We start from the raw sequence: 17,728 nt of genomic DNA, 5'->3' as shown, positions 1-17,728 counted from the left end.
GAATCTGATAGCCATGCGCTTTACTCGATTCAGCGATTTACCGTCCGCCGGAAAAGCAATCCGCCGTTCACCAGCAGAAAAAAAAGCGTAAAAAAATTTCAGATACCCGCAACTTTTTCCGTTTTTAAGCGAACCTGTTAAAAGACGCAGCAGACAAACCCGTCTGTTCGCTAACGGAGAGAGTCATGCCAATGAAAAAGACCCTGAAAACCCTGGCCGTCGCGACGCTGCTGGCCCTGAGTGTTCCAGCCACCTCTGCTTTTGCGGCACTGGAAGCTGGTGAGAAAGCGCCTGACTTTAAGCTTGATGCCGCGCTGGCCGGTAAATCGACCACCTTTTCTCTGCATCAGGCCCTGCAGAAAGGCCCGGTGGTGCTCTATTTTTTCCCGGCGGCTTTCAGCGCAGGCTGTACGCTCGAAGCGCACGATTTTGCTGAAGCGACCGACGAATTTAAAAAGCTGGGCGCGACCGTGATCGGTGTGACCGCAGGCAATACCGATCAGATTGCGAAATTCTCGCAGCTGGAATGTCGTGACAAATTTACCGTGGCCGCCGATCCCGGCGCGAAAGTTGCGACCGAATATAAAAGCACCATGGAAATGAAGGGGCAGAAAGTCTCAGACCGCACCTCATACGTGATCGCGCCAGACGGTAAAATCCTGATGAGCTTTACCGATAAGAATCCGGATACACATATTCAGAAAGCGATGGATGCCGTTAAACAGTATCGCCAGGCCAATCCGGCATAACTTCATCATCTGAGCAGGTAAATTATGCTGACTGCGATTGCAGCCGCCTTCCTCGGCGGCATTATTCTGAACCTTATGCCCTGCGTGTTTCCGGTGATTTCGCTGAAAGCACTGAGCCTGATCCGCCATCATGAATCGCCCGGTCATGCCCGAGCAGAAGGCGTGGCGTTTCTGCTGGGTGTGGTGGTGACGATGGTCGCCCTGACCGCTGTGCTGCTGCTGGCCAGGGCAGGAGGCGCATCAGTCGGCTGGGGATTTCAGCTGCAATCGCCGCTGGTTATCGCCGCGCTGATTCTGGTCATGCTGGGGGCGGCGCTGAACCTGTTTGGACTGTTTGAAGTGGGGCTGTCGTTACAGCGCGTGGGCGGCGTGGGCGACGACCGGGGCGGGCTGGTAGGCTCCGCCCTGACCGGCGCACTGGCGATTATCGTCGCCACGCCCTGCAGCGCCCCTTTCATGGCCAGCGCGATTGGCTATGCGCTGACTCAGCCTCCGCTAATCAGTCTGGTGATCTTTATCGCGCTGGCGCTCGGCTTTGCTGCGCCCTTCACCCTGATCTCGTTCTTTCCACTGCTGGCGCGCATCCTGCCTAAACCGGGCGCGTGGATGATTACGCTGAAGCAGGGGCTGGCGTTTCCAATGCTGGGCGCGGTGGGCTGGCTGATTTGGGTACTGGAGCGTCAGGCCGGATCGGCGGCGCTGGCCGCGATTCTGATCTGCTGTTTGCTGCTGAGTTTTGCCGCCTGGCTGTATGGCATGGCGCAGAAACGTCGTATGATGGGTCAGCGTCATGTGATGCTGCATGTTGCAACCGCGATCTTTGTGGCGCTGGTCGTGGTGCCGCTGATTAACCTGAACCATTTGGCCAGCGCACCGGCTGAAACGGAGGCAGCTTCTGAAGCGGCCGCCGCCGTTGCCTGGTCGCCGCAGAACGTCGATGCAATCAAAGGTCAGGGCAAGCCCATTCTGGTGAACTTTACCGCGTCCTGGTGTATCACCTGCCAGGTTAACGATCGGACCTCGCTGTCGACCCAGGCGGTCAAGGCGGCGATGGCGCGCACCAGTACGATTTACATGGTCGCCGATTCCACCAAATACAATCCTGATGTCGAGCAGGCACTCAGTGATTTTGGCCGTGGCGGGTTACCGCTCTATGTGGTCTATCCGGCCGATGGCGGCAAACCAGTCGTGCTGCCGCAGGTGCTGACGCCGGGCATTGTGATTTCAGCGCTGGATCAGGCTTCGGAAAAAGGAAAGAAAACCTGAAACTGATGACGACAGCCCTGGCTGATAGGTTGCCGAAACCGCGCAACAGGACAGTCACCTGCTGATGCCCGATGTCAGAGCGTGACCAACGCGCGCAGTGGCCAGCCTTAATGGCCCGGGCGCAGGCAGGCGACAGGGCTGCCTATAACCAGGTACTCAAAGCGATGGTTCCGGCCATCCGGGCACTGGTGCGCAAAAAAATTCATGACGAGGCGCTGGCAGAGGATGTCATTCAGGAGACGCTGCTGGCCATTCATCGGGTGCGGCACACTTACGATCCTGAGCGCCCGATCCTCCCCTGGGTTGCCGCCATTGCCTCGGCCCGGACGATCGATATGCTTCGCCAGCAGGGCCGGCGTCAGGAAGTTCAGGATGAGGAGGCGCTAAACGCCCAGCCCACCCAGCCTGCGGAGGCCGCCGACGACATGGATCGTCTCTCCGGCTATCTGGAGACCCTGCCGCAGCGTCAGCGGGACATCGTCGAATCGGTTCATCTGCGTGAACAGAGCCTGGCGCAGGCCGCCGCCGAAACCGATCAATCGCTTTCTGCAGTTAAATCCCTGTTGCATCGCGCAATGATTAATCTTCGTAAATTTGGACGGATGCATCATGAGAAATCATGACCAGTTAATTAATCAGCTTAGTGCTTCCGCGCAGCCGGTCCGGCGCGTCTGGCCCACCGCCTGGCGCGTCGCGAGCTGGATTGCGCTCGCGCTGCCCTGTGGCGCACTGACCAGCTGGGCATTCCATACCCGGCTCACTGACTGGTCTCAGCCTGGCGCGCGCTTTGCGCTGGCTGCCCTGCTGCTGTCGTTTATCATCACGGGCAGCACACTGGCCGCCGCTTTCACACTCAGTATTGCCGGAAGAAAAGCGTTCAGCCTGCGCTGGCCGCTGCTGCTGATGGGCATCTGGCTGGCGCTGAATCTGATCAACCTGTCATCAGATATACCGCCAGCGGGTGCAGGCCGGTTAGGCGAAGGGATCCACTGCTATCTCTTTATGCTCTCAGCCAGCCTGCCGATGATGCTGATGTCGGTGTTTGCTCTGCAACGCACCCGCTCACTTTACCCTACACGCAGCCTGGCGCTGAGCGGCTGTGGCAGCGCATTTACCTCCTCAATGCTGCTGTCGCTTTGCCATGATACTCACCTGCATCTTATCGATTTCTCTATGCATCTGGCGGCAGGCATAACGATTGTGGTGCTGACGGTGGTAGCGGGCCACCGCTGGGTCCGGCTGGGCGACTGATTGCAGCTGTTCACCCTGAAAACAGCGTGGCGCAATTCCGTCTGCTACAGCAGGTCTCAGGCCGCGAACTTTCCGTTTTCCTCTTGCAGTGCCCTGCCCGCGCGTAACAAAAAATCCGTCATCGGGGGCCGCCAGATTCCCTGACGTGGCATAGGCTGAATGAAGGCTGCTTTAATCTGACAGGAGATAACGATGGACAATGAGATGACAGGACAATGCCACTGCGGCGCGGTGGCATTCCAGGTGACACTGAAGGATGGATTTAACACAGTGCGCCGTTGTAACTGCTCATTTTGCCGGATGCGCGGCGCGGTGGTGGTGTTTGCAACTAAAGTGGACGTCACTCAGGGCAAAGCGCAGCTTACTGAGTATCGCTTTAACAGCAAAGCGGTGGGACACTACTTCTGCTCAGTCTGCGGAATCTACACTTTTCATCAGAGCCGCTCAAATCCCGACCTGTCTGGCGTGAACGTCGCCTGTCTTGAAGGTATTTCCCCCTTCGATTTTACCGATGTGCCGGTTTCTGATGGCATTAATCATCCTAAAGACAGTGGCGCGGGTGGTGTAGCGGGTCATCTGGTCTACACCCCCACGCAATCCTGAACGCGCGCAGCCCGGACTATTCCCGGCTGCTTTTTCCACTGAATCGGGTAATCGGTTTCTGCTCTTCCCGTTCGATTTGCTGTGAGAATACTTTCAGCGCCGCAAATATCGGGCGCAGCCCGCGCCAGAGCTCTTCATCCCTGAGCAAACGTATTATGCCGCGAATGCCGGGCGCGGCTTTTTCCTGCCGTTCCTGCTCCTGTGCCGGTCTGACAGCCATCGCCGCATCGCGAACGGCAAGCAGCAGATGATTAAACCGCTCCGGCGGAACAGATCCCAGCGTCATCATCAGCAGCGAGAGATTCTGCAGGGCGTTCTGGGTGCCGGGCTGGTTAAGCCCTGAAACCAGAATTTTCCCCACTTCACTGTTGGACTTAACCAGATCGTTCGCCAGCCGCAGGAAGCCGTGCTGGTGGAGATTTTCGATCAGCTCATCCATCGCTTCACGGGCAGTGGGTTCGATAGGGGTTGGCGGGACCTGAAATTTTATCCGTTCTGCCATCAGAATTTCTCCGGTTTTTCGACATGTTCAGGCGGTTCACGGTAGCCATCCTGCTGCCATTTCTGCTCAATCGGCAGGTGTGGCAAAGGTGTGCGGCTGCCATGGCGGAAATTATGCAGGGGCAGCGGATCAGGCTGCAGCCGGCGATCGATGCGCCGCATGTTAACGGCCGTTTCTTTATAGGCAGGCGTATTAACGTCTGGATCATGATGTTCACCGGTCAGCATATTGAGCCCATCTTTACCGTGATGAATCGGCATAAACAGCACGTTACCCGCGACGCGATCCGTGATGACAACCGGCACATCCAGCGAACCACGCCGGGAACTGATGCGTACCCACTCGCCTTCACTCAGCGAACGCGAGGCGGCCAGCTCTGGGGAGATCTCAACAAAGGCATTAGGCGACAGTGACATGATACGCCCTCCCTGTCCGGTCTGATTCATCGACTGAAAATGCTCCAGCATCCTGCCATTGTTCAGTAGCAGATTATAGTCTGCATCCTCCTGTTCAGCGGGCGGCTGCCAGCTCAGTGGGTAGAGTCGGGCTTTGCCATCGGGGAAGTTAAACCGTTCTGTGTAGAGTCGCGGCGTGCTTTCTCCTGCGGCGTTGACCGGCCAGAGTTGAGATTGCCAGCCCACCAGTTGCTCATAGCTGACCCCGGCAAAAATGTCAGCAACCTCTGCCGCCTCGGCCATAATCGCGCCCGGATTCGGATAGTTCCACGGATGCCCGAGACGGGCTGCAAGTTCGGTGAAGATCTGCCAGTCTGGACGGCAGTCGCCCAGCGGTTTTAACGCCTGAGAGAAGTGCTGGATTCGCCGTTCCGTGTTTACAAAGGTGCCCTCTTTTTCCACACTGGGCGCACCGGGTAACACCACATCGGCGAATTCGGCTGTGTGTGACATAAAGATGTCCTGTACGACCATAAAATCCAGCCTGCTGAAGGCAGCATGGACGGACGTCAGGTCGGCATCGGCAAAAGCAGTATCTTCGCCAGTGATATACATAGCACGGATTTTGCCCTCGCCAGCTTCCTTGACCATTCTGAAGTTATCAGCGCCCACCTGACTGGAGAGCGTTTCTGGCGGGACACCCCAGGCGCGGGCCCATTTTGCACGAACCGCTTCGTCCGTGACTTTCTCATAGCCAGGATAAAAATTACTCAGGCAGCCGAAGTCGCTGGCCCCCTGCACATTGTTGTGGCCACGCATCGGATAGCCGCCAGTGCCAGGCCGGCCATAGTTGCCGGTGACCAGCAGCAGATTTGACAACGCCGTGCTGGTATCAGCCCCGTGGCTGTGCTGGGTAATGCCCATCGCCCACAATATGCAAACGCTGCCCGCCTGGCCAATCATCTCGGCCGCCTCAGTCAGCGCAGACTCGCTCAGTCCGCAGACTTCACTGGCCCAGGCCAGCGTAAAGGAGGCGAGCGAGGCGCGATATTCTTCAATGTTATTGACCCGCTCCGTCAGGAAAGCCTCATCGGCGTAGCCGTGGTCGAACATATATTTAGCCATCGCCGAGGCCCACACCAGGTCCGTACCCGGGTGAATGCGCAGATAGCAGTCGGCACGCTCTGCCATCTCATGACAACGCGGGTCGACGACCAGAAGTTTCTGCCCACGATGTTTATGACTCTGTTTAATGTGTGACGCGATTACCGGATGGTTTTCAGCAAGGTTACTGCCGACCAGCACAATCAGCCCGGCCTGCTGCAGGTCACCGATCGTACCGGCGTCACCTCCATAGCCGACGGTGCGAAACAGCCCCTCTGTCGCCGGGTTCTGACAGTAGCGTGAAGAGTTATCGACGTTATTGGTGCCAAAGATCAGGCGAGCGATTTTCTGCGTCAGATAGGCTTCTTCGTTGCTGGCTTTGCTGGAGCCGATAAAGCCAATCGCATCCCCTCCATGCTGCTGCGCAACGTCGCGCAATCCATCCGCCACCCGCTGCAAGGCTTCATCCCAGCTGGCGGGCCGGAAACGCCCGTTCTCACGAATCAATGGCGTCGTCAGGCGTTCCGGACTGTTAACAAAATCCCAGCCAAATTTCCCTTTCACGCAGGTGGAGATGCCGTTGGCTGGCGCTTCAGCGACTGGTTGTATTTTGAGGATGTGTCGATCGCGGGTCCAGATTTCGAAGCTGCAGCCGGTGCCACAGTAGGTGCAGACTGTTTTAGTGCGTTTGATCTCAGACTGGCGCAGCGCCACATCGATTTTTGACACGCCGGTAATCGGCTCCATGCCGATACTCTTTTCCAGTGACTTTACAAAGTCGATGAGTGGCCGCTTCAGCCCCTCATCCATCGCAGTAAATGGGCCTGCGTCGGGCTGCATGGTTTTTTCCAGCAACGCATTACAGGGGCAGACCGTCACGCAGTGGCCGCAGCTGACGCAGCTCGAACCGGCGATCTCCGTTCCGCCATCCCAGAGCACGCGCGGATGCGCCTGGGTGTAGTCGATCGACAGGGTTTCGTTGACCTCGATGTTCTGGCACGCCTCGACACAGCGCCCGCAAAGGATGCACTGGTCTGGATCGTAGGTATAGAACGGATTGGAGTGATCTTTCGCATAGGGTTTGGGCTGATGTGGATAATACTGAATCGGGATATGCATATCCGCCACCGCGTTATGCAGCGTGCACTCGCCGGTGTTGTGCTCGCAGACGGTACAGTAGAGCTCATGGCGGTTAAGCAGCCGATCCATTCCCTCCTGCTGGGCGGCCCTGAGTGCCGCGCCTTCACTCTGAACCGTCAGGCCCTCTTCGGTACGCAACGTGCAGCCCCGGACGCGCTCACCATCGGCATCCACCCAGCAGACATCACAGCTTTGCAGCGGCGGCAATGCCGGGTGATAGCAGACATGAGGAAGTTTTTTTCCGTGCGCATCCAGAAAATCGATCAGCGGTTGATCCGCCAGCCCTTTCAGCCGTTCACCATTAAAAATAATGGTGCAATAGTTTTCATTCATAGACGCCTCATAACGGTATCGCCTGTACCTTGCGGCTGGAAAAGGTCCCTTTATTTAAGGGGTTACTTCACAAGCTTAGTGAGGATTAACCACTCCGCCATGAATACCGCTACGCTTTATGCGGTTACTCGCTGATTAATCAGGCGATTTTAAATGTAATGACTTTTTACCAGCCCGCACGTCGGGTGAAAATTTCTGCAGAGAGGCGTATTTTTTATGCGAGGTATTCAGGGGCGCGGATGGTCAGGTTGCGGTAGTTAATAAGACTAAAGCATGTTGTAACTATAAAAGGCCTGTTAATACCTCTCTGGCCTATTCTGCAGGAAATATAAATTATCCTCTTTTTCATATTGATGTTGCGACATCGTTTTTCATGCTGACTTGACAATTGAAAAAAATTCTATAATTTCTGCAACGTGCAAGGACGCACAAATCACCGAAAGAAATAACAGGGATGTCTATGAAAAGCCAGGCTGCACGCCCTCTCATTTTTCTTAATCTGCGTTTTTTAAGTCATCCGATAACAGCTGTTTTTCCGTGCCGAAAACTATTCAGGATTATTGCGACAGGGCTATGCTGCCCCGGGCTGACCTTGTCAGTCATGAGCCTGATCGCCTGTCTGCACTCTTTCACCGGAATAATAACGCCGTCCAACACTCATAATGACGGCCCGGCTTTCGTGTTATCCGGGTTATGGGCTGAATATCAGACCTGAGCACGGGCAGGTGCAGTCCCCTTTCCGGCTTTTGAAATTTCATTTATAGGGATATAAATCATGGCTAATTTTAGTTTTAAAAAAAGTGCGTTATCACTGGGCATTACCTCTTTTATTATTGGGCTGACGCCTGGGGCCTGGGGTCACGATTACAGTGATGCAGAAATACTGTCTGGCACGACATACAATGATGCAGAACTTAGTTTGACTCAGTTGCCCCCCATCAGCCGCCTCACGCTGATCGGCAAAAGCAATCTCTATGTGCAGAATGATGGGTTAGTCACTGATTCCCTGGTTACCGACAATTCGCGCATGTCTCTGCTACGGTCAGAGGATGAGAGCCTGCTGGCGCATCCGGGTATTCGTAATACGACAGTCGCAGGATCCGGTGAAGTCAGTATGGGTACCGCGGCCGTATCAAACGGGCAGTTGTTTATTGGCCCGCAGGCTGCGTTAACTATTGATAGCACCGATCCCTATACCACCGATGTCACCGTTAATTCACCGGCCCCGGGTGCGGACGTATATATTGAAAACCTGACGCTGGCTGGCACGATGGAAATTGGCCCCGCCTGGATGGGCGACAGCGACGATGGCGATGCGCCCCTGCCGGATAATATCGGCCCAGAGCTTGTCACGCGAATAGATAACCTGGTCATGCAGCCCGGTAGTGAAGTCAACATGCTGGCTTATACTTCCGGAGCGCAATTCAATCAGCTGGCGTTAAAAAATCTGTCAGGCGAAGGTAATTTTTACCTCACCAGCAGCCTGGCTGATGGGGCCAGCGACAGAATTACGGTTTCGGACAAGGCAACCGGACGTTTCGGTATCTATGTCAGCGACAGTGGCCGGGAAATAACACAACCTCACGATGTGCAGCTGGTTTATATCAACAGCGGCAATGCTCGCTTCAGTTTACTAAACAGGGGCGGCATTGTTGAAGCGGGTGTCTGGCAATACCGGCTCAGTAACAAAACAGAGAATGGTCATACCGAATGGTTTTTAGTGGGAGGTAAGCCAGGCGAATCAATTTCACCAGAGGCAACTGCGCAGGCAGACGTCACCCGACAGGTCGCTGAGGCGAAACCGCAGCTAAGTAATAGCGCGCAGGCGGTAATTAACCTGGCTGCTGCACCCCGGGTTATCCTGGATTCGGAAACCAGTTCGCTGCGTCAGAGAATGGGCGATCTGCGTCGGCAGAATGGCGATACTGGTGTATGGGCGCGGTATCTCAGTCAGAATACCCGGCTTGATGACAACGGTTACAGCGCTTTTCACCTCTCGCTGAATGGTATGCAGATCGGTGCCGACAGACAGCATGCTATCGGTAACGGCAGGATCTTAATGGGTGCTTTTACCTCATTCAGTAAAAGTACTATTCAGTCCGATCACGCAAATAATGGCAACATCCGGAGCTACAGTGGCGGTCTTTATACCACGTGGCTCGACAACAAGGGCTACTATGCCGATCTGCTGGTGAAAGCTAACCATCTGAACAATGACCTGACCACCAGCATGAACAGTGGGAGCCGGGTCAAAGGAAACTACGATCAGACATCCTTCACCGCTGCCGCAGAAACAGGCTACACACTCGACTTAACCGGTCCTTTCAGCGTAACGCCTTACGGACGGTTCATTTATTCGCGGATCGGCAAAGCCAGCTACGCTCTGGATAATGGCATGGAAGCCAGCGTCAATGCCGCAAACAGTGTTCAGGGGGAAGTCGGTACATTACTTGAGAGTGAATTCGATGTAATGAATCACAGCGTCCGACCTTACATCAAAGTGGCGGCTGCCCGTGAGTTCACTAAGCGCAACCGGACAGAGATTAATGAGGTGGCATTCGATACGCGCTACTCCGGCAACGTGGGCCAATATGGCGCTGGCTTAACCGCTGATGTGGCCCGGAATGCCTCGCTCTATACTGAAGTGACCTATCAGAAAAGGAATAAGGTTGAAACGCCAGTTTATGCGACGGCCGGTTTCAGACTGCGTTTCTGACAGTTGCTGGAACCGATCATTTACACGCCCGCCATGCCCTGCACCCTTCAGGGCATGGCGCTTCGTTTATCCCAGTATATTCCTGTCAGGCGGTAACGCTTCCTGGGAAAATGCCTCTCCTGGCTGATGTCGCGACAGCCTCCTGCCCCACGACAAAACCGATGCTGACACACCCCTGTCATGGTGAATTACCAATAGCGGATTACTATTGTTGATGCACAGGCCTTTTCCATTTTTATGCAACCTGCCGAAAAGGCTTTTATCGGAGGCACATTGCACGGCACTTCAGCGCTCTGACAGTCAGATTCCTGAGCAGAGGTCAGCAACCGGCTCGCCCCCGACTCGCGCGCAGCAGAGATCCGCCTCCGCCATTAACAGTGAGTGGCTGGAAAACAGGGTTAAACTTTACCCCAGATTGGTTATCGGATGCTGCCTGCAAGAGAAAGCGCCACATCCATCCATCACGTCATACAGAGGGCAATATCATGAGTACCTTTAAAACGACAGACGGCACACAGATCTACTTTAAAGACTGGGGAACCGGTAAACCTGTGTTGTTCAGCCACGGCTGGCCGCTGGATGCGGATATGTGGGACAGCCAGATGAACTTCCTGGCCGAAAATGGCTATCGGGTGATTGCGTTTGACCGCCGCGGTTTTGGTCGTTCCGACCAGCCCTGGAACGGCAACAACTACGATACGTTCGCCTCTGACATCAATGATCTGATTACCCATCTTGACCTGCAGAATGTCACCCTGGTTGGCTTCTCCATGGGCGGCGGCGATGTCACACGCTACATTGGCAACTATGGCAGCGATCGCGTCGCGGCGCTGGTGCTGCTGGGTGCCGTCACCCCTGTCTTAGGTAAAACGGCTGACTACCCGCAGGGGGTGGATATTTCGGTGTTTGAGGGGATCCGTGATGGCCTGCTGAAGGATCGTGCGCAGTTCATCAAAGAGTTCGCCACCCCCTTCTATGGCACCAACGCCGGACAGACCGTGTCCGAAGGAGTGATGACGCAGACACTGAACATCGCGCTGCTGGCCTCACTTAAGAGCACCGTCGACTGCGTGACTGCCTTTGCGGAGACCGATTTCCGTGCTGACGTCGCCAAAGTGACGATACCGACGCTGGTGATCCACGGCAGCAACGATCAGGTTGTACCGTTTGAATCGACGGGTAAGGTCGTCGCAGAGATGATCGAAGGGGCTGAACTCAAAGTCTATGACAATGCGCCGCACGGATTCGCGGTAACGCATCAGGATCAGCTGAATCAGGATCTGCTGGCGTTCCTGAACGCACAGTGAGGCAGAAAACTGCGCGGTGAAGGCCGCGCAGTGCGTCGCTTAGCCTGAACAGAGGTCTGACAAACGAGGATAACAGAAGCACACGCCTTCATCCCACACCGACCTGAGCATCCCATTCCCCGCATCAGATTACATCCTGTGCCTGGCAGCCGCCATGACCTGAAGAAAAGCTAAAGCGGTGTTGGTCAGCTACTGGCCCGCACCACCAGCTCACCCTGCATGATCACGCATTGCGGCGGCACGTCCGGGCGGGCAATTTTCTGCAACAGCAGCTCACAGGCCTGGCAACCAATCGCCTGGGAAGGCTGAGCCAGCGTCGTCAGCGGCGGTGACGTCATGTCAGCCAGCTCACTACCGTCGAAGCCCACCACGGCAATATCTTTTGGTATCCGCAGCCCCGCCTGCTGAATCGCCGACATGGCTCCGGCTGCCAGTGTATCTGAGACGGCAAATACCGCATCCGGTCGCACCTTGTCAGCCAGCAGCTGCTGCATGGCCGCCCTGCCGGCACTGAAGCTTAGCTCGCTGGCATAGGCGATGGACTGCCAGGTGAGTTGCTCTGCATTAAGCTGAGCGGTGTAACCCTGCTGACGCAGGCGGGCATAGCGGTAACGCAGATCGTGGTTAATCAGGGCGATGCGCTGTCGTCCCCGTCCGGCCAGGTGGTGCACCACCGACTGCGCAGCGGCTTCATCATCAATACCGACGCAGGCGATCTGCCCGTTATCATCATGTTCAGCGCACTGAACCCAGGGTGCCTGACCAATCAGCTCTCCCAGTTCAGGCAGTCTGCTGAGAGCATTCATGGTGATGATGCCCTCCACCATCTTGCCGGAGAGCAGTTGCAGGCAGGATTGTGAACGCGCGATATCTGCACCCGAATTACATAACAAGATGCGATAACCGTTTTTCTCCGCCTGCGCTTCGATCCCTTTGACCACCTCGGCGCAGAACGGGTTGGAGATGTCAGACACCAGCACCAGAATCATCGAACTGCGCGCAGTCCGCAGCTGACGCGCCAGCAGGTTAGGCTGGAAGTTACTCTCTTCAATGGCCGCGAGTACCTTCTGGCGATTCGCCGGTTTTACGCTGTTGCTGTTATTCAGCACGCGGGACACCGTGGCAACCGAGACACCCGCCATTTGCGCAATTTTCTGAACAGACATAGCGATCCTCGTGTTTAACCCGTGCAATACCGGCCCATCCGCAGGGGCCGGGCCAGCGCCTCAGACGTCGCGATCCAGACCTAACTGCTGCCGGACCGATGAGGCGTTTCCGGCTGAGGCAAAATCATCAAATCCCCTGTCAGACACCGGAATGATGTGGTTACGGATAAACAGCGCCCCCTCACGCGCGCCTGTCTCCCCCTCCTTCAGGCAGCACTCCCACTCCAGCACGGCCCAGCCGCTAAATTCGTACTGCGCCAGCCTGCTGAAGATACTGCCGAAGTCGATCTGACCATCACCTGGCGAACGGAAGCGTCCGGCGCGCGAGAGCCACGGCTGATAGCCGCCATACACGCCGCTGCGCCCGTTGCGTTGATACTCGGCATCCTTAACGTGAAAGGCTCTGATGTGCGGGTGATAGAGATCGATAAACTGCAGATAGTCGATATGTTGCAGAAAGAGATGGCTGGGGTCATACAGGATATGGCAGCGTGGATGCTGATCCACCGCCTGGAGAAAGCGTTCAAACGTGACGCCGTCATGCAGGTCTTCGCCGGGATGCAGTTCGTAGCAGAGATCGATGCCATGCTGGTCAAAGGTCTCCAGTACCGGCCGCCAGCGCCGCGCCAGTTCAGTAAACGCTTCATCAAACAGGGCCTCGTGGTGCGGCGGCCAGGGATAAAACCAGGGCCACGCCAGCGAGCCGGAGAAGGTGGCATGGGCGCGCAGACCGAGTTTTTCAGAGGCCGCCGCCGCACGTTTCAGCGTGGCAACGGCCCAGTCGGTGCGCCGGGCAGGATCGCCACGCAGCGCCTCTGGCGCAAAGTTGTCAAACGCGAGATCGTAGGCGGGATTCACCGCCATGAGTTGTCCCTCAAGGTGCGTCGAAAGCTCGCTGATCTCCAGCCCGAACCCCGCCAGTATACCGCGTATCTCATCGCAGTAAGTCTGGCTGACCGCCGCCCGTTCGAGGTCAAAAATAGCGGGCTGATGACAGGGAATCTGCAGCGCCTGATAGCCCAGCCCGGCGGCCCACTCCGCCAGCCCCGCCAGCGTATTGAACGGCGGCCGCTCGCCGATAAACTGCGACAGGAAGATGCCTGGTCCTTTAACGGTTTTCATTGACGGCTCCTCTGATTTTCCATCGCCGGTTCGCGATAGGTAAACGAAAAGAAGAAAATAATGGCGATCAGCGCGGCGGCAACGGCGGGTATCCACCAGAATATTGCCCAGCTCTGCGCGCTGGCGTGACCGGCAACCAGATGGTTATAGAGCGCACCCGAAATCTGCGACCCCAGCAGCATGCCCAGGCCGTAGGTAAACATCACCACCATGCTCTGCGCCTGCCCTTTTACTTTCTCTCCGGCGATTCTGTCGGTGTAGATAAATCCCACCACAAAGAAGAAGTCATAGCAGATGCCATGCAGCAGAATACCGAGGTAGATCAGTGTGCGCGTCTCATCGCTCATACCCAGCGCAAACAGGGCGTAACGAACGAACCAGGCGGCCATACCGATCAGCAGCATGATTTTTACTCCCAGGCGGCGAAACAGCAGCGGGATAATCAGCATGAAAACAATCTCTGACATCTGACCCAGCGACATCAGCGTACTTACCTCCCGGATCCCGGCATCCGCCAGCCACGAAGCTGTAAACGCATAATAGGTGCCGAGCGGAATAGAGATCAGCGTGGCGCACAGTGCAAAGACCATAAAATGACGCAGACGCAGCAGCGCAAACGCATCCGCACAGAAGAGATCGCGGACCTTCAGCGGTAATCCTCTGGCGGGTGCCGGGGTATGCGGCAGCGTCAGGCTGTAGATTGCCAGCAGCACCGAGCAGATTGCCGCCAGCTGAAAGACCGCGACGCTGTCAGCCACGCCGGTGACGCCAATAAAAATCCCTGCCACGATCCAGCCAAGGGTGCCGAAAACCCGGACGATGGGAAAACGCGTCTCACTGCTGGTGAGGCTGTGAAAGGCGATGTTATTTGATAGCGCCAGCGTCGGCATAAAACAGAGCGTATAGCCAAACAGCAGAGCAATAAGCCGCGCGCCGTTCTCTGCGATCAGCGCCTGCGGCACAAACCAGAGGATCGCCGCGCCCGCGAGATTCATCACCGCCATCACTTTCTGCGAAGGAAAAAAACGGTCCACCAGCATGCCCAGCACAAACGGCGAGAGAATTGAGGCGATGGGCCCTGCCGAGAACGCATCGCCAATCAGCAATGACATATTATGGCGGGTCATGACCAGCCCCAGCGTTACCGACCAGCTCCCCCAGATAAAAAACTGCATGAACATCATCAGAGAGAGACGCGGCACCAGCAGCTTATGCTGCACCTGCTGGCCTGTATTCTGCTGCACCGTCGCAATCATAGGAACCTCACGAATAAGTAATCGATTACTTTTATGACTGCTTGCAAAGTAATCGATTACAGCCTGAGTTTCTTCTGCCGCGCTCACAAATTATTAACCGTGAGTAATTAATCCTTTTGCACGCGTTGTTCTGCTCAGGCTTCAGGTTGTGACGTTAACGGCCTGCGCTTTACGAAACCGGTAGCGTTCATACAACACTGAATAGAGGCCGCCAGTCACTACCAGCATCGCTCCGATGAGTGTGGTTGAGGTTGGCAGATTACCCAGCAGCAGATACCCCACCGCCACTGACCAGATGAGCGTGGTGTAATCGAATGGGGCGAGTAATGAGGCTTCGGCATAGCGCAGGCTAAGGGTCATCAGGATTTGGGTGATACCGCCCAGCAACCCGCATCCTATCAACAGCGCCAGCTGATTGCCGTGCGGCACCTTCCAGCCGCCGGGCAGCGTGACCAGCGACGTCAGGGCCGTAGTGACCGCGAACCAGAACGCGATAGCGCCCGGCTTCTCTTTTCCGTTAAGGAAACGGATCTGAACCAGCGCACAGGCGGTGCAGAGCGCCGCCATCAGCGCCAACAGTATCCCCAGCGACGACGACAGCGAGAAGTTTGCCTGACGCGTCAGCGTGAGGTGCCCGGAGAACATCACCAGAATGCCGCTGAAACCGGTAAATACGGCGACCCAGCGATGATGACGCACTTTTTCCCGCAGCAGCAGCGCCGCCAGCAGCACGGTAAACAGTGGCGCCGCATAGTTGATGGCGGTGGCGTCGGTCAGGGAGATATAGAGCAGCGACAGGTAACTGAAGTAAAGGCCGCCGGTTCCGGCCAGACCGCGCACGAAGTGTCCGCGTATATTGCGGGTGCGGATCCCGTCCAGCACGCTGCCCTGAAAACGCAGCCAGATCAACAGCGGCACCAGCGCCAGCACCGAGCGGAAAAATATCACCTCGCCCACCGGTATTGCGCCATCAAGTCCTTTTACACAGGCCAGCATCAGCGTGGAACTCAGCGCAGCAGTAATCTTCATGGCTATGCCAGCAGAAGCGTTCATCAGGTTTGTTATCTCTTGATTGGGGAAAAATAGGCGGCAGAATCAGCATCCTTACTCACCATACTGGCATAATGCCGTGCTGCAATCTGCCGCGATTGTACAGCAGACGGCATTTTATCTTTTTTTGACATAGCGTCACGGCATGAAGATGCACACGGCTTGCTGACCCGGCGGGTACACTCTGCTTTCTGCCCTGCTTCCGGCGCGTTAGCAGTCCAGGGAGAGCCCCCTGCCTGCGCTGTGTTAACTGATATCCGAATCTCACGATCCCGGGTTTCTTCTGGCGGTCAGGGAGTGAGTTTTCCGGCAGATAGCTGCCACTCAGCAGATACTGTTTTTGTGTCGCAATGCTGAGACGGTTTTCTCATGAGAACATATCCATAATGCATTGTTCTCATCCTAACTGGTGTCTTATCGATCCATTCTCGCGTCCATAAACTGCAGGAATTATAGTAATGACAGCAACCTCCTTTTAATTTTCATTAAAGTATCAATTCCGATTGCCGATATAAATCAACAGGGATCACTTTAATAAAAGAGGGAAAGATGAGTTTAAATGCTGACTTTAAGAGCGTAAAGAAAATCCTGGAAGATTTTTTGCACAACGAAATTATCAGAAAAAAGTTGATGATGATTTGCAGTACAAAAAGAAATGATTGGGAGAAATGGCTACAGCTCGAACTGGAGTTTTATATTTCCTCGTTATCGGACTACACTCTCGACCGTGAAGTTGAGGCCATTCCGGATAACCGGAAGATGAAAAATCGTCTTAACATGTTCGTGGACTTTGCTATAAGAAAAAAACAAACCCGAAAAAACGCATTTATTTTTATTGAGCTAAAATGCTCAACAAACCCTCAGACATTGATTAATGGCTTCGAAAAAGATATTGAAAAAATAAATGCAATCAAGCGCTGCATCTATGACACACGATCATTTTGGTGTGTTGGGTTCCACAAGAACTGCACACAACGTAGCGTTGATAAAATTGAGAAGTACGTTGAAAGCTGGCAAGGCCATCATGAAGTGATAAAGCTTTGTAGTTGTCCTGAAGAATTAATCTGTGATTGCACAGATAATAAGATCGGCTTTGTGATAATTTAATAATTATCATAAGAAATCGTTAGATCGACATTAAAGAGATCGGTGTGAAATCGTTTTTTCACCCGGTATCAGTGCGCACCCATCTTTTTACCACAAATCAGATGTTATTAAATCCATCCGAAATAGCGCACCGCCATTTAATCGTTGCGATGTTATCAGACTGTTTTTCAGTTAGCAAAATCTGAGGGCACCCTTTACCCAGGCTAAACGCAAAAAACCCGCACAGGGCGGATTTTTGTCATTCTCCATTTCAGGCTTAACTGCTCAGGGTGATCCCGTCATCGCTATCGTAAGCCCGATCGGTCATGTCTTACATCGGGACGACATTGGCCGCTGAAGGGCCTTTAGCGCCGTTTTCAATGGTGAATTCGACCTGCTGTCCTTCGTCCAGCGTTTTATAATCGTTGGTCTGGATGGCAGAGAAATGAACAAAAACATCTTTGCTGCCATCCTGAGGAGAGATAAAACCGAAGCCTTTACCCGCATCAAACCATTTTACTAAACCAGTCATTTTATTCGACATCGATACTTCCTTAATTAATGAGCCACGACGTGGCAGAGATGGCCTGTTTTCCAGAAGGTTACTTACCAGGATTTTAGGAGGAGACTCACAAAGAAAGGGTATCTTGAGATATCGCTTGCACTGAGGACTGCTTGACTA

Annotated in this window: 15 protein-coding genes; 8 read left to right on the top strand and 7 right to left on the bottom strand. The window is 54.8% G+C overall.

Annotated elements, in window-relative coordinates:
* Window positions 1-185 precede the first annotated feature (185 nt).
* The 5 genes from RT657_RS07015 (at window position 186) to RT657_RS06995 (ending at window position 3,869) form a co-directional block, all read left to right on the top strand.
* The gene (locus RT657_RS07015; RefSeq protein ID WP_313653352.1) at window positions 186-749 is read left to right on the top strand and encodes a peroxiredoxin; all 564 of its coding nucleotides are present in this window, start codon (window positions 186-188) and stop codon (window positions 747-749) included.
* Between the two features lie 24 nt (window positions 750-773).
* The gene (locus RT657_RS07010; RefSeq protein ID WP_313653351.1) at window positions 774-2,015 is read left to right on the top strand and encodes a thioredoxin family protein; all 1,242 of its coding nucleotides are present in this window, start codon (window positions 774-776) and stop codon (window positions 2,013-2,015) included.
* Window positions 2,016-2,086: 71 nt separating this feature from the next.
* Window positions 2,087-2,638 (top strand): sigma-70 family RNA polymerase sigma factor, encoded by a 552-nt coding sequence (locus RT657_RS07005; RefSeq protein WP_313653349.1) that lies wholly within the window; start codon window positions 2,087-2,089, stop codon window positions 2,636-2,638.
* The gene (locus tag RT657_RS07000) at window positions 2,625-3,266 is read left to right on the top strand and encodes a DUF1109 domain-containing protein (RefSeq protein WP_313653348.1); all 642 of its coding nucleotides are present in this window, start codon (window positions 2,625-2,627) and stop codon (window positions 3,264-3,266) included. Before RT657_RS07005 ends, RT657_RS07000 begins: the two co-directional genes overlap by 14 nt.
* A gap of 192 nt (window positions 3,267-3,458) precedes the next feature.
* Entirely contained in the window at window positions 3,459-3,869 is a 411-nt protein-coding gene (locus RT657_RS06995) for a GFA family protein (RefSeq protein WP_313653347.1), read from the top strand.
* Window positions 3,870-3,885: 16 nt separating this feature from the next.
* On the opposite strand, the gene RT657_RS06990 is transcribed toward RT657_RS06995, so the two are convergent.
* Together RT657_RS06990 and fdhF are read right to left on the bottom strand one after the other, a co-directional pair.
* A complete protein-coding gene (locus tag RT657_RS06990) occupies window positions 3,886-4,371 on the bottom strand; it encodes a DUF1641 domain-containing protein (RefSeq protein WP_313653346.1) in 486 nt (161 codons plus the stop codon).
* Window positions 4,371-7,343 carry a formate dehydrogenase subunit alpha gene (fdhF, locus tag RT657_RS06985; protein ID WP_313653345.1) on the bottom strand — a complete coding sequence of 991 codons (2,973 nt, stop codon included), beginning with the start codon at window positions 7,341-7,343 and terminating at the stop codon, window positions 4,371-4,373. The genes RT657_RS06990 and fdhF overlap by 1 nt, the downstream gene beginning before the upstream one ends.
* Before the next feature lie 919 nt (window positions 7,344-8,262).
* Between fdhF and RT657_RS06980 the strand changes: the two genes are divergently transcribed.
* A complete protein-coding gene (locus RT657_RS06980; RefSeq protein WP_313653344.1) occupies window positions 8,263-10,059 on the top strand; it encodes an autotransporter outer membrane beta-barrel domain-containing protein in 1,797 nt (598 codons plus the stop codon).
* 485 nt (window positions 10,060-10,544) lie between these two features.
* Entirely contained in the window at window positions 10,545-11,366 is an 822-nt protein-coding gene (locus RT657_RS06975; RefSeq protein WP_313653343.1) for an alpha/beta hydrolase, read from the top strand.
* A gap of 185 nt (window positions 11,367-11,551) precedes the next feature.
* Here the strand turns inward: RT657_RS06975 and RT657_RS06970 are convergent, their stop codons facing one another.
* The 4 genes from RT657_RS06970 to RT657_RS06955 all read right to left on the bottom strand — a co-directional run bounded on the left by RT657_RS06970 (window position 11,552) and on the right by RT657_RS06955 (window position 15,963).
* On the bottom strand, window positions 11,552-12,532 hold the full coding sequence (locus RT657_RS06970; protein WP_313653342.1) for a LacI family DNA-binding transcriptional regulator: 981 nt from the start codon (window positions 12,530-12,532) through the stop codon (window positions 11,552-11,554).
* Window positions 12,533-12,592: 60 nt separating this feature from the next.
* Window positions 12,593-13,654: a sugar phosphate isomerase/epimerase gene (locus tag RT657_RS06965; RefSeq protein ID WP_313653341.1), complete on the bottom strand. Its 1,062-nt coding sequence runs from the start codon at window positions 13,652-13,654 to the stop codon at window positions 12,593-12,595.
* A complete protein-coding gene (locus RT657_RS06960; protein ID WP_313653340.1) occupies window positions 13,651-14,910 on the bottom strand; it encodes an MFS transporter in 1,260 nt (419 codons plus the stop codon). Before RT657_RS06960 ends, RT657_RS06965 begins: the two co-directional genes overlap by 4 nt.
* A gap of 141 nt (window positions 14,911-15,051) precedes the next feature.
* Window positions 15,052-15,963 (bottom strand): DMT family transporter, encoded by a 912-nt coding sequence (locus tag RT657_RS06955; protein ID WP_313653339.1) that lies wholly within the window; start codon window positions 15,961-15,963, stop codon window positions 15,052-15,054.
* Between the two features lie 546 nt (window positions 15,964-16,509).
* Here RT657_RS06955 and RT657_RS06950 point away from each other — a divergent pair.
* Window positions 16,510-17,067: a hypothetical protein gene (locus RT657_RS06950; RefSeq protein ID WP_313653338.1), complete on the top strand. Its 558-nt coding sequence runs from the start codon at window positions 16,510-16,512 to the stop codon at window positions 17,065-17,067.
* A gap of 310 nt (window positions 17,068-17,377) precedes the next feature.
* Here RT657_RS06950 and cspA read toward each other — a convergent pair whose 3' ends face one another.
* Window positions 17,378-17,590, bottom strand: coding sequence for an RNA chaperone/antiterminator CspA (gene cspA, locus RT657_RS06945; protein WP_111138446.1), 213 nt, complete (start codon window positions 17,588-17,590; stop codon window positions 17,378-17,380).
* Window positions 17,591-17,728 lie beyond the last annotated feature (138 nt).

It is taken from the genome of Pantoea sp., assembly GCF_032114055.1.
GTDB lineage: Bacteria > Pseudomonadota > Gammaproteobacteria > Enterobacterales > Enterobacteriaceae > Pantoea.
Note: the sequence above shows the minus strand (reverse complement) of the source record. Positions and strands in the feature narration are given on the sequence as shown.